The sequence below is a fragment of the Enterococcus salsurae genome, from assembly GCF_054784955.1.
On record NZ_BAAHWY010000006.1, the window covers coordinates 181,066 to 194,186 of the forward strand.

The 13,121-nt window shown below is 42.8% G+C and carries 12 protein-coding genes; 7 read left to right on the forward strand and 5 right to left on the reverse strand.

From position 1 onward, the window contains the following. Nucleotides 1–39 precede the first annotated feature (39 nt). A complete protein-coding gene (locus tag ACYVRS_RS14215) occupies nucleotides 40–1,062 on the forward strand; it encodes a saccharopine dehydrogenase NADP-binding domain-containing protein (RefSeq protein ID WP_461198991.1) in 1,023 nt (340 codons plus the stop codon). A gap of 42 nt (nucleotides 1,063–1,104) precedes the next feature. Here ACYVRS_RS14215 and ACYVRS_RS14220 read toward each other — a convergent pair whose 3' ends face one another. Next, on the reverse strand, nucleotides 1,105–1,821 hold the full coding sequence (locus tag ACYVRS_RS14220) for a GntR family transcriptional regulator (protein WP_313540352.1): 717 nt from the start codon (nucleotides 1,819–1,821) through the stop codon (nucleotides 1,105–1,107). Between the two features lie 147 nt (nucleotides 1,822–1,968). Continuing rightward, complete coding sequence (celB, locus tag ACYVRS_RS14225) at nucleotides 1,969–3,243, reverse strand: PTS cellobiose transporter subunit IIC (RefSeq protein ID WP_054117022.1); 1,275 nt, start codon at nucleotides 3,241–3,243, stop codon at nucleotides 1,969–1,971. A gap of 154 nt (nucleotides 3,244–3,397) precedes the next feature. Between celB and ACYVRS_RS14230 the strand changes: the two genes are divergently transcribed. From ACYVRS_RS14230 to ACYVRS_RS14240, 3 genes are all read left to right on the forward strand, one after another. Next, nucleotides 3,398–4,786, forward strand: coding sequence for a glycoside hydrolase family 1 protein (locus tag ACYVRS_RS14230; RefSeq protein WP_054117023.1), 1,389 nt, complete (start codon nucleotides 3,398–3,400; stop codon nucleotides 4,784–4,786). A 203-nt stretch (nucleotides 4,787–4,989) separates the two neighbouring features. Next, nucleotides 4,990–5,817, forward strand: coding sequence for a glycosyltransferase family 8 protein (locus ACYVRS_RS14235; protein WP_312498551.1), 828 nt, complete (start codon nucleotides 4,990–4,992; stop codon nucleotides 5,815–5,817). A 63-nt stretch (nucleotides 5,818–5,880) separates the two neighbouring features. Continuing rightward, on the forward strand, nucleotides 5,881–6,348 hold the full coding sequence (locus ACYVRS_RS14240) for a TspO/MBR family protein (RefSeq protein WP_461198994.1): 468 nt from the start codon (nucleotides 5,881–5,883) through the stop codon (nucleotides 6,346–6,348). A 38-nt stretch (nucleotides 6,349–6,386) separates the two neighbouring features. On the opposite strand, the gene ACYVRS_RS14245 is transcribed toward ACYVRS_RS14240, so the two are convergent. Next, complete coding sequence (locus ACYVRS_RS14245) at nucleotides 6,387–8,192, reverse strand: M3 family oligoendopeptidase (protein ID WP_312542429.1); 1,806 nt, start codon at nucleotides 8,190–8,192, stop codon at nucleotides 6,387–6,389. Nucleotides 8,193–8,305: 113 nt separating this feature from the next. Between ACYVRS_RS14245 and ACYVRS_RS14250 the strand changes: the two genes are divergently transcribed. After that, nucleotides 8,306–8,812 (forward strand): VanZ family protein, encoded by a 507-nt coding sequence (locus tag ACYVRS_RS14250; protein ID WP_313540471.1) that lies wholly within the window; start codon nucleotides 8,306–8,308, stop codon nucleotides 8,810–8,812. Between the two features lie 53 nt (nucleotides 8,813–8,865). Beyond that, entirely contained in the window at nucleotides 8,866–9,564 is a 699-nt protein-coding gene (locus tag ACYVRS_RS14255) for a YoaK family protein (RefSeq protein ID WP_461203601.1), read from the forward strand. Between the two features lie 34 nt (nucleotides 9,565–9,598). Here the strand turns inward: ACYVRS_RS14255 and ACYVRS_RS14260 are convergent, their stop codons facing one another. Together ACYVRS_RS14260 and ACYVRS_RS14265 are read right to left on the reverse strand one after the other, a co-directional pair. Next, nucleotides 9,599–10,996 carry a L,D-transpeptidase family protein gene (locus ACYVRS_RS14260; RefSeq protein WP_461198996.1) on the reverse strand — a complete coding sequence of 466 codons (1,398 nt, stop codon included), beginning with the start codon at nucleotides 10,994–10,996 and terminating at the stop codon, nucleotides 9,599–9,601. Between the two features lie 215 nt (nucleotides 10,997–11,211). Further along, nucleotides 11,212–12,195: an L-lactate dehydrogenase gene (locus ACYVRS_RS14265; RefSeq protein ID WP_054117030.1), complete on the reverse strand. Its 984-nt coding sequence runs from the start codon at nucleotides 12,193–12,195 to the stop codon at nucleotides 11,212–11,214. Nucleotides 12,196–12,551: 356 nt separating this feature from the next. On the opposite strand from ACYVRS_RS14265, the gene pth reads away from it, so the two are divergent. Continuing rightward, nucleotides 12,552–13,112, forward strand: a complete 561-nt coding sequence (pth, locus tag ACYVRS_RS14270) for an aminoacyl-tRNA hydrolase (protein ID WP_313540480.1) — start codon at nucleotides 12,552–12,554, stop codon at nucleotides 13,110–13,112. Nucleotides 13,113–13,121 lie beyond the last annotated feature (9 nt).

A 13,121-nucleotide genomic window follows, 5' to 3' on the forward strand; every position in this document is an offset into this window, starting at 1 on the left:
TTTTGAATCAATCAATCCCTAATAAAAGGAACAAAACATATGAAGAATATCGCAGTCATCGGCGGTCATGGACAAGTTGGTCAAGTGATCGTCAAAGGATTGATAGAGAAAGGTTATACAATTGTGCTGATGGGTAGAAATCAAGGAAAAATGGACGCGTTTGCCCACACGTTCACGCCGATATTGGCCACACGTCAACTAGATCTCACAAAGGAGATCGCGCCAGAACAATTGGCAGCAATCGATATGGTCATCGTTTGTTTGGATCAAAGCAACACCAAATTTGTCAGCACATGCCAAGCATTGGGGATTGATTACCTGGACATCAGCGCCAATAGTGATTTTTTGCAGGCAGTTGCGCAACTGCCTGCACCTGAAACAAGTCGCCGCTTGATTGGGTTGGGCTTAGCGCCGGGTATTACGAATGTGGCAGCAGCCACATATGCGAGTCAACATCCAGAGGTCAAGGATATCGACATTGATATTCTCCTCGGACTAGGCGATAAACATGGAGAAGCCGCGGTCAAATGGACTTTCGCGCAACTCAATCGGACCTATCAACATCCGAAATGGTCAGAAAAAACAGAAAACTTCCTGTATGGAAAAAAGTCCAGCTTTGGCCAGTCTTTGGGACAGCTGCGCAGCTATAACTTTGATTTTGCAGATCAACACATGTTGCAAAGGAATGATTCTTCCAGAACATACACAACATATCTTGGATTTGATCAGAACAGTGTCACTGCTTTGCTGGCCTGGATCAAAAAAGCAGGGATGGCCGGTGTGTTCAAGCAACGCGCCATCATGGCCATGCTCATTTGGGTGATGCAAAAAGGTTTCTTTGGCAGTCAACGATTTGTCGTCAAAATTTCTGATGGTGGGAAAGATGATCCGCATCAAATCGTGCTTTTTGGTGAAGAAGAAGCGAACATGACTGCAGAAGTAGCAGTATTCGCGGTCAACAAATTGATAGAAGACCAGTTTTCAGCCGGCGCATATCAATTGCCAGACATTACCACGCTGCCAGAATTGGTGACGTTGCCGCGTTTATCTCAGGTAAAATAAAAAAAGCGACTTTGCAGCTTGATGACTGCGAAGTCGTTTTTTTTAACTCTGAACATCTAAGAAAGAATAGGCACGTTTGTCATAACGATTACGACTGCGGGAAAACTCGATGGGCTGTCCATCTTTTTGGTAAACGATTTGCTGGATCTCAAGGACCGGATCATCTGTTTCGCAATGGAGATATTGTTGATCAAAGGCGGAACTTTTGTCGGCGGAAATCGTGCGGTAGGCACCTGCAAATTGCACCCCTAGATCTCCTTTGACATATGCATAGATCGATTGCTCTAAATGGCTGCGGGTCAAATTGGGCACAAGATGAACCGGCATATAGGTGTGCTCCAAAATAAATGGTTCATCTTCAAGTACCCGCAGTCGGACGATCATATAGACAGGTTGTTCTTCTTTTAACATCAGTTTCTCTTGGATCGTTACATCAGGGAAAGTCACTTGAAAGTCGATGACTGTACTTGTTAGGGTGCGTCCGGCTTTTGCCATTTCGGTTGAGAGTCCTTCATAGATCGTTAAAGCTGTCGTATCTTTGTTGACAAAGGGATGGTTCAGCACTTTGGTTCCAGCGCCTCGCTGTGCGTACACCAAGCCTTCCATTGCCAAGATGCCGATGGCTTTCTTGATTGTCATTCGACTGACACCAAACTCAGCAACCAGATCAATTTGATTGGGCAGTAAACTATCTGGGGGATAGGTTTGATTTTTTATGCGATTTCGCAAAATATCCGCAATTTCTTGGTATTTTGGCATCTGATCACCTCGAGAGAAGTATAGCGGAAAAAAACGGTTTCGACAATCGCGGACTGCTTTTTCCTGAAAATAGATAAAAAAACTGCCGACAAAAAGGTTTTGTCGGCAGGGGTGCAAGCAAACAATCGCGATTGCTTGCGGTACATCTTATTGTTCGATACTAGGTTCAACTTGACGATCTAAGACCCGCAAGAATGGGTACCAAATCAAGCCAACGATTACGACATCGATCACTTGCAACAACCCGCCTAACCATGAGTTGGTGGCAAGAACCCCGCTAAAGACAACAGGTACTGTCCAAGGGACAGAAACACCAGTAGGTGCAGGAACCAATCCAGCCGCCATCACCAAATAGTTGAAGGTCGTTACAACTAAAGGTGCTACGACCCAAGGAATCAAGATCGTGGCATTCAACACGATCGGCATCCCGAAAATTGCTGGTTCATTAACATTGAAGATACCAGGAGCTAAGGCCAGACGACCCACATCTCGGTATTGTTTTTTCTTTAACACAAAAGCCATCAAAATGACAACGGCTAAAGTCATGCCTGAGCCGCCTAAACCGACAGTAAAGGTTTCCATAAATGGTTTAGTGACGATATGCGGCAATGCATCACCATTTTGGTAAGCTTCTAAGTTATCCAACATCAAGGTATTCCAAATCGGATCCATCACAGAATTGACGATGATTTGACCATGAAGGCCAAAGAACCATAAGAATTGAACGAAGAAGAGTGCCAATAAAGTGGCAGGCAAGCTGCTGCCTAAACCAGTCAATGGTTTTTGAATGACTTCATAGACCACATCATGCAGATTGGCATTGAAGACGCCAGTCATGATCGCATTGATCACCAAAAATACCGTCAATGTGATGATGGCAGGAATCAACGCTGCAAATGATTTCGAAACTGCAGGCGGTACACCATCAGGCATCTTGATCTGCCAGCCGCGTTTGGTGACACGACAATAGATCTCAGCAGCAAGAAATGCAGCAATCATTCCGATAAACATGCCCTTTGCGCCTAAACGATCCAAGGACAACACACCAGAAATCGTTTCACCAGATTCAGTTGTCATAAAGAACGGGGTCAAAATCAAGAAACTTGCAAAAGAAACAGCACCGCCAAAGATGCCTTCCACATCATAAGATTTCGATAAATAATAGCCAATACCGAAGGTGACAAAGACGGTCATAATACTCATTGTTGCATTTTGTCCATTCCCAAACAGTGTACCCAAAGTTCCTTTGGTTGCATCACTGAAAAAAGGTAAATTATTCAGGACAACAACGATTGATCCGAACATGGTGATCGGAAACGACAGCATAAATGCATCTCTTAACACTGTCAAATAACGGTTTTGCCCCAACGCGTTGGCTAGCGGCAAAATCTTTTCAGAAAGCTTATCCATAAAACCATTCATTACTACCACTCCTTAAAATGTTTTATTGCAATCGATTACACGAAACAATGTATCACGTTTTATTTTAAATGTCTATACATTTTGTTTAAAAAGGATTGATTTTTGTAAAGGCTTCCTTTATGCTTAAGGTAACAAAGAATGAGGAGTGACGAAAATGGCATATCAATTTCCAAAAGACTTTTGGTGGGGATCAGCTGCCAGCGGTCCGCAAACAGAAGGCACATTTGAAGGAGATGGCAAAGGTCCAAGTATCTGGGATCATTGGTATCAAGAAGCGCCTGAGAAATTTTTTGATCAGGTTGGACCAGACAAGACTTCGCAAGTATACAAAAGATACCGCGAAGATATTCAATTAATGAAAGCGACCGGACACAATTCTTTCCGAACATCGATCCAATGGAGTCGTTTGATTCCTGAGGGAACAGGCGCGGTCAATCAGCAAGCCGTCGCTTTTTATAATGCGTATATCGATGAGTTGATCGCCAATGGGATTGAACCGTTTATGAACCTATACCACTTTGATATGCCAATGGCATTACAAGAAAAAGGCGGTTGGTTGGACCGTGCAACTGTAGATGCCTATGTCGAATTTGCTAAAACTTGTTTCACTTTATTTGGCGATCGTGTCAAAAAGTGGTTCACCCATAACGAACCTATCGTGCCAGTCGAAGCAGGATATTTGTACCAATTCCATTATCCCAATGAGATCAATCTGAAGCATGCTGTCCAAGTAGCTTTTCATGAAAATTTAGCCAGTGCCAAAGCTATCGAAGCTTATCATCAAATGGATCTTGGCGGAGAGATCGGTATTATTTTGAATTTGACACCAAGCTATCCACGAAACCCGAATGATCCTGAAGATGTCAAAGCGGCGGCGATCGCAGATGCCTTCTTCAACCGTTCGTTCTTGGACCCTGCCGTCAAAGGAACATTTCCGGAAGAATTAGTCACCATTATCAAAGATCTAGATATGGTTCCCGAAATGGAAGCAGAAGATCTGACGACGATCAAAGAGAACACGGTAGATTTGTTAGGCATCAATTATTATCAGCCTAGACGGATCAAAGCCAAAGAATCCGCTGTTGATCATCGCCATGGACCGATGCCAGATGATTATTTTGATACCTATGACATGCCTGGCAAAAAAATGAACCCGTATCGTGGATGGGAAATCTACGAAAAAGGCATTTACGATATTTTGACCAATACGCGGGAGAACTATGGCAATATCAAATGCTATATTTCCGAAAATGGGATGGGTGTCGAAGGAGAAGGTCGCTTTGTTAATGCGCAAGGCGTGATCGAAGATGACTATCGTATCGAATTTGTCCAGGATCACTTAAAGTATGTCCATCAAGCGATTCAAGAAGGCACGAATTGTGTCGGCTATCATATGTGGACCTGTATGGATAACTGGTCATGGACCAACGCCTACAAAAATCGCTATGGGTTTATTTCAGTCGATTTGGCAAACGATGCCAAACGTACGATCAAGAAGTCGGGGCATTGGTTTAAAGAAGTATCCGACCAAAATGGATTTTAATGAATGCGCTAGATGACAGGATCAGTGAACAAATTGAACCAGAGGACGTCAAGTATCATGGCTCAAATTGGGGTTGTTCAAGAAACTGTCATCTTTTTTTGTGCTGTTATGATTTAGAAAAATCACATAAATCATGTATACTAGAGTCAAAAGTTCGCTGACACTTTCGGGGGACAGCTGAATCTAGAAGTGGAGTGATTGCCATGAATTTGCTTTTTTCTATCGATGATCGCTTTATCGAACAATTAAAAACGACCTTGTATTCTATCAAACAGCATGTCAATCTTGAAGACATGCATGTCTATGTCTTGCAAGAGCAGGCCTTGCTCAAAACAGATGAACTGGACTTTTTTTGTCAGCAGTTTGATATCCAGTACCACCCTGTGGTGATCGGATCGGGCTCGATCTTCAAAGAAGCACCGGTCAGTGATCGTTATCCTGAATCTATCTACTACCGGTTGCTGGCACAAAACTATTTGCCCAATGATTTAGACCGCATTTTATATTTGGATGCAGATATTCTATGCATCAATGATTTGCTGCCGCTGTACGAACTGCCTTTAGGCGAATCACTTTACGCCGCAGCCAGCCATGCAAAATTAACAGAAATGACGACAGTGTTGAATAAAGTACGTTTAGGCAACTATGAGTCTGAAGGGTATTTTAATTCAGGCGTCTTGCTGATGAATTTGCGGCAATTAAGAAATGAAGTCAAAGAAGCGGAGATAGCGGCGTTTATCAAAAAAAATCAGTTGAATTTGTTTTTGCCGGATCAAGATATTCTGAATGGCTTATATGGAGATCGGATCATTGCCATACCAGACCATATCTATAATTACGATGTACGCAAAAATCGAACCTACGAAACGATCAGTTTGGGTGAGTGGCGTCTAGATTGGGTGATCGAACATACTGCCCTGCTGCATTTTTGCGGTAAAGACAAACCATGGCAAAAAAGTTACCGCGGGCGTTTTGGGGCTTTGTACAAATATATCGACCGCACTCGGCGAAAAGCCGAAAATGGCCTGTGAGCATGCAGTGTCTTCTTTTAGTCCTTTCAATGGTACCATTAGGTTAAAGAAGGAGTGACCAAAATGAAATTGATTCTCTGGCTCGTCTGTGTCATCGGTATTGAAGCAACTGGTATCATTTCTAGTGTATTTGCAGGGGATATCGCAGGTGTCTATGGACAAATGGATAAACCGTTTTTAGCACCTCCAGGTAGTATCATTGGTATTGTGTGGACCTTTTTGTATGCTTTGATGGGTACCGCGCTCTATTTTTTGCTCACCGAAAAAGGCAACCCCATCTTTAAGAAACAAGCCTATCTCTTTTTTGGGATCCAACAAGTGCTGAACTTTCTGTGGAGTATTGTCTTCTTTGGCTGGCAAGCTTATTGGGCAGGAACGGTCGTGATCATTTTGCTGATCTTATCTGTGGTCATCTGTTTGGTTTTGTTTGCCCGAGTGGACAAGAAAGCGATGTACCTATTTGTGCCCTACTTGATTTGGTGTCTGTACGCTGGATACCTCACGATTGGTTTGACCTTGCTGAATACCTAAAAAAGCCGTTGCAGTCATACACTGCAACGGTCTCTTTTTTATACATATTCTTCGGTCAATTCCATAAATGTATCGATATCTTGCAAGACCATATCGATGCCTGCTTGCCAAAAATCTGGCTTGGTCAAATCGACGCCCAAATGTTTTTGGGCCAATTCTTCTGTAGTCATGGAGGCAGTATCTTGTAGAAGTGCGATATACTCTTCTTCAAAACTTGCGCCTTTTTGATTGGCAAAGGCATAGATACCCATACTGAACAGATAACCAAAGGTATAAGGGAAGTTATAGAACGGCACATCATCAATAAAGAAATGCAGTTTTGCAGCCCAGAAATGCGGATGATAGCTCGAAAGCCCGTCTGCATAACTTTCTTTTTGGGCCGCTGTCATCATTTCTGTGATTTGTGCAGGTGACACCAATCCCTCTTGTCGTGCTTGGTAGAAGCTGTTCTCAAAGATAAAACGGGCATGGATGTTCATGAACATCGCAATCGCATTTTGCATCTTGGCATCTAACAAGTTGATTTTTTCTTCCTTAGTGGTCGCTTCTTTCAATGTTGCATCTGCCACGATCAATTCAGCGAAGGTACTGGCTGTTTCGGCTACATTCATGGCATAGTTCCGGTTTAGTTCCGGCAGTTCCCATAAGACACTGCTATGAAAAGCATGACCAAGTTCATGGGCTAACGTGGCTACTTCGTTGACGGAGTTGCTATAGGTCATAAAAATCCGGGACTCTTTGGTTTCAGGTAAACTCGTGCAGTAACCGCCAGGGCGTTTACCGGGACGATCTTCCGCTTCGATCCAACTGTTTTCAAAAGCTTTTTTGGCAAAATCAGCCATTTTTGGACTGAATTTGCGGAAATTGGTCAAAATAAAGTCGGCTGCTTCATCGAAAGAATAAGTTCTTTCTTCCATATCACCTAAGATAATCGGTGCGTCTTGATCTTGCCAAGCCATTTTCTCTTTGCCGAAAAGATTGGCTTTACGGGTCAAGAAATCAACGATCGGTTGTTTATTTTTTTGAATCGTGCCCCACATGGCATCCAGTGTTGTTTTTTGCAGACGATTATAGTCTAAAGGTTCTTTCAGATAATCAGTCACACCATGTAATTTGAACGTAGATAGACGAAAGCCGTCTAAATGATTCAACGTATCAGCGAATAGGTCTTCTTTTTCTGCCCAGGTTTTTTCCCAAGTGTCAAATAGTTGTGCCCGCACTTCAGCATCGGGATCCCCCATCATTTTGTTGAAGGCTTGACCAGCTGATAAGGTGATCGTTGTGCCGTCCGCCTGCTTAAATGGAATCTCAACACTTGCCACGATCGTATCGTAGTGCTGACTCCAGGCATTCAAACCATCCAGACTGAGGGTATTGATGATGTTTTCTTCTGCTTCGGACAATAATTCTTTGCCATCACGGCGAATTTCACCTAAACGAAAAGCAACGGGTGCTAAAGATGGGTTGGTCATCAATGTCTGCCAGTCATCCTCAGAAATTTCTGTCAATTTTTTTGAAAAAACGGTTTGTGCCGCTTGCAGTGCGGGTAGTTTGGCATACAGATCGCCAGATAATAACTTGGCTTGATTGTCATTGACATTGGCTGACAATAGCGCATTGATAAAACTGCCGCATTGAGAAAAGCCTTGGCTAATGGTTGCAGATAAATCGAGTAGATCCGCTAAACCAGCGGCGGTATCTTCTCCACCAGGTGTCCATCCATCGACTTGTGTCCGATAGTTGGTAATTTGCTCTGTCAGAAGTGCTAATCGTTCTTGCAGCGCTTCAGACTGGCTGCCTCCTGGAAAAATCGTTTCAAGATTCCAATTGATTGAATAGGTCATACCTATCAAACCCCCTTTATAATAGTGAACCTATTCAAGTATAGCATAACTCAATAAAAGTGGTTGCATCGATCAATGGAAATGGTAAGATAAGAAAATGAGGAGTGGAAATGATGAGAAAGTTACTGAAAGATTCAAATTTTTATTTTTTTGTGGCCGTCGCAGTGATCTTGGTGCTGTTTATTAGCTCTTCTCAAACCTATGAGCAGCAATCTCAGATTGGCTTATTGTCGCGCCTTTTGAAAAATGAACCCTTGAAAGATTGGTTGTCAGGTATTTCTTTTGCTTATGCGGGTTCAGAAGTGAGTATTGCAGCTAAGGGCTATTTTTCGTTTGTCGAATTTTTTATCCGTAAAGGGGCGCATTTTTTTACCTATTTCGTATTGAGCGGTAGTTTGTTTTTTGTGTTGGTCTATCGACGAGTGCCTCTGTGGTTGGCAGCCTTTTTTGCTTGGTTGGCAGCGACAGGGTATGCTGGGATCGACGAGTATCATCAAATGCTGACTGGTGGTCGGACGCCGTTGTTCCAAGATGTGATGTTGGACTCTGCTGGCGCATTGACAGCCGGGTTGATTAGCTGGCTCTGTTGCTTGTGGCGTCAAAAAAAGCGTAAACGATAATTCCTATCTGAGGAATGAAACATCTACCATTGAAAAGGTAAGAGGGAAGAATGATGCAAAAACAAATAAGTAAGGGAACAAAAAACGAGGCGACATTGGTTGTCCATGAGAGTTTGCCTGTCGGCATCCTTCTCGCCATGGCAGGGGGCTTCTTAGATGCGTATACTTTTCTCTTTCATGGCGAAGTCTTTGCCAGTATGCAATCGGGGAATGTCATTTTACTGGGGATCAATCTTTCAACGGGAAATGTTGCTCAAGCGATGCATTATGTGCCGCCGATCACATTGTTTTTGATTGGGATCATGGTGACCAATTATTTGCAGCATCATTTTCCAACGGGAGGCTGGATCGTTTGGCAAAATGCGGCGCTGATTTTTGAAGCCATCGGCATTTTCATTTTAGGCTTCTTTGCCCAAAGTTTGCCCAATGTCATGGTCGATGCAGGCTTGTCTTTTTTTGCCGCCATCCAATATGCTGCCTATCGCAAGTTAGCTGGGATGCCTTATGCTACGACGATGACCACGGGCAATTTGCGCTCGTTGGCCGACTATCTGTATCTGAGACTTTTTAAGAAAGATACGACTGTGACACCGAAAATCATTTCGATTGCTTTGATCATCGGCGGCTTTTTTCTAGGAGCGCTTTTGAGTAGTTTGCTAGGGACGATTATGTTCCATCGTACGATTTGGCTGGTGTCTGTGATTTTGATCGCGGTGTTGGCAATCACGGTGACGCGTCAAAATAGATACTAAAAAAACTTTCGACAAAATGTCGAAAGTTTTTTTGTTAAATCACGATAACAGGTGTACCCACTTCAACTTTGCTATAAAGTTCTTTCATCACGCCTGGCGGTGTGTTGACACAGCCGTGAGAACCACGGGTCTTCCAAAGGTCGCCGCCGTACTCAGTTTGCCAGTCGGAATCATGGATCCCAACACCTGACCAATCGATTGGCATCCAGTAATCAACAGGAGAGGCATAATCTTCACCGGTCAAAGTTGCATCTTCTTCTTTTTTCCAGACATAGAAGACACCAGTTGGGGTAGGGGTCTTTGGTTTCCCAGAAATAATATCTGTTTCTAAGACGACTTCGCCATCTTTGTAATACCACATATGCTGATTTTTCAGATCGACTTCGATATACGTATTACCGAATAATGGCCCACTTGCATCAGCGCTGCCTTGTACAACTGGTGATCGGGTGAAGTCTTCCCCTGTTTTCAAAGCGTCGATCAACGCAGCAGTTTCGGTATCTGTTTGGATCGTCCAGCTCAGTGTTCCAGCCGGAACAGTGACTTCCCCTTGCTTGGTACTATTGAATGTTGACGAATTGGTGCTGGTATTGTATTTGTCACCTAGGTCACTGACATAAGTTCGTACTTTGTCTTCATCGATCGTTGTTTCGCCGTCTTTAAAAGACAACCAGTCCATGATTGTATCCGTAGGGATCTGGAAGGTTGAACCATTGATCGAATAAGTCGCTGTGACTTGGGCGATTTTATTCAATGCATCCATTTCTTTGGTCAAATCTGCATCATCTGAAGTGACTGTTGGTTTCGTTTCATACGCAGTCAAATCCAACTCTTTTTCACCACTAACGATGGCTTCTTGCAAATCTGTCATGGCTTGATCAACATCGATGGCATCACCGACGACTTCTGGTTTGATCGTAAATCCATCTTCGCCTTTTTCTAAGGTCGCATCTGCAGATTTGGTCCGGTCTTCATTCAAGGTTTCTAATTCAGTTTGGATTTTTTTTGTTTCAGTGGTCAACGTGTCTTGATCAACAGACACATTGCCTAAGTCTTTTTCTTCCGCAGCGGATACATACGAGATCCCCCAGCGCCACTGATTCTGATCATCCTTCATCGATTGCAATTCATCGGTAAAGTCTGTTTGCAAACCGAACTGTGCCAGGTTAACGGTTTTCCATTCGCTATCTCCGTCTTTGATGGTGAAATCTTCTTGAGAATAACGATCATGCAGCAAGGTGTTGGCCTCGGCAACGGTTTTATTGCTCATGTCGACGCCATCTATTTTGGTGTTAGGCAAGAATCGTGTGGCATAATATGTACTCCGATAGGTATAACCGCCGGCAATCACTACAAGCAAAGCTGCTAAGACGATCAGAATGATCTTCTTCGTTTTGCTGTTTGTATTGCTATGTTTGTTCGAACGAGTCATTCAATTACTCCTTTTTTTCCATGTCATAATAAACAATAAGAACGTTTAAATAATACCATATTCTAGGATGAAAGCGAACTAGGCACATGAAAGTTTCTTGAAAAATAGAGAAATCTTAAACTATCTTAAAGTAAGTGCTCTGGTGGCCAGCTCATAGAAAAAAGCACGAGAGATACCAAAGTACCCCTCGTGCTGAATCGCTTAGAGAGCAAAATTTATGCTTTTTCTTCAGCTTCAAGTTTTGCAAAAGCTTCGTCCAAAATATCTTGTAATTGTTTTGCAGAAGCAGCCATACGATCTTGTTCTGCATCTGTTAGTGGAATTTCGATGACTTTTTGGATACCTTGCGCATTGATGACAGCAGGGGCACCGATATAGATGTCTTTCAAGCCATATTCACCATTCATATAAACAGACAATGGCAATACTGCATTTTCATCATCTAAGATGGCACGAGTGATACGGGCCAAGGCAACAGCGATACCATAGAACGTCGCGCCTTTTTTCTCGATGATCGTATAAGCGGCATCACGAACGCTAAAGAATAAGTTGACCATCGCTTCTTCATCGATATCTGGATTGTTTTTGACCCACTCATAAATTTGCAAGCCAGCCACATTGGCATGTGACCAAACTGGAAATTCTGAATCGCCGTGTTCGCCTAAAATGTAGGCATGGACGTTACGTGCATCGACATCGACAAGTTCAGCCAACGCTTGACGGAAACGTGCAGAGTCTAATGATGTACCTGAACCAATGACGCGTTCTTTAGGGAAACCAGAGAATTTCCAAGTTGAGTAAGTCAAGATATCAACTGGGTTCGCTGCAACTAAGAAAATACCATTGAAGCCTGAGTCAACAATTTGCGTAACGACTTCACGATTGATTTTTAAATTTTTATGCACTAAATCTAAACGCGTTTCGCCTGGTTTTTGAGGCGCACCTGCTGTGATAACGACTAAATCAGCGTCGTGGGCATCAGCGTATGAAGCCGCATAGATTTTTTTAGGGGAAGTAAATGCCAAAGCGTGTGACAAGTCAATTGCGTCGCCTTCTGTTTTTGCTGTATTTATATCAATGATTCCGACTTCTTGCGCAATGTTTTGTGTCACTAACGCAAATGCGTAACTAGAACCAACCGCACCGTCTCCAACAAGAATTACCTTTTGGTGATCTTTTTTGTTCGTTTTTGCAGTCATCTGTGTATCATTCCTTCCACTTAATTGTTTTACACGCTAATATCCTAACACTTCCAACAACATTTGTCATGTGATTTGCACAACAATATTACACAAAATATTACTGTTTTAGTTGTAAATGCTTTCTTTGTTATTACGTCAAAATCTTTATATATCAAGCTTTCATTAAGATTTGTTAAGAAAGATAAAAACTGAGCAAGAGAGCGTAACCATAACAGTCAGTTTTGTGTTATAATCAACTGGTAAGAACAACTGGGCATATAATTGTGCCCAGTATTTTGTGTTTGGCGCAAAAAAATTATAAAATAAACAAAATAGACTTGCAGATGATGCGAATTAATGGAGTGTATGCCTAAATGAAAATGATCGTTGGCTTGGGCAATCCCGGCAAAAAATATGAAAAAACAAAACATAATATCGGTTTTATGGTGGTGGATGCGTTAGCAAAAATGCACCAGACCTCATTCAAAGGATCGGCCTTTGAAGCAGAAGTGGCGACCTTTTTTTTAAACGGAGAAAAGATTTTGCTGGTCAAGCCGCAAACATTTATGAACGAATCTGGCCGTGCGGTAGGACCTTTGATGACATACTTCGGTGTTTACCCGGAAGAGTTGGTCGTTGTCTATGATGACCTAGACTTGGCGTTAGGCAAAATCCGCTTACGGCAAAAAGGCAGCGCTGGTGGTCACAATGGTATCAAGAGTATTATCGCTCATTTAAATACGACAGTCTTTGACCGCATCAAAGTGGGGATTGATCGTCCTTTGCCTGGGCGAACAGTCGTGGATCATGTACTGAGTCCGTTTGGCAAGGATGATTTACCTATTGTTCTTGGTGGTATTGATCAGGCGGTTGATGCCAGTGTTGATTACTTGACCAACGGCGACTTCATTGCCACAATGAATCGATTTAATTAAGGAGGCCAA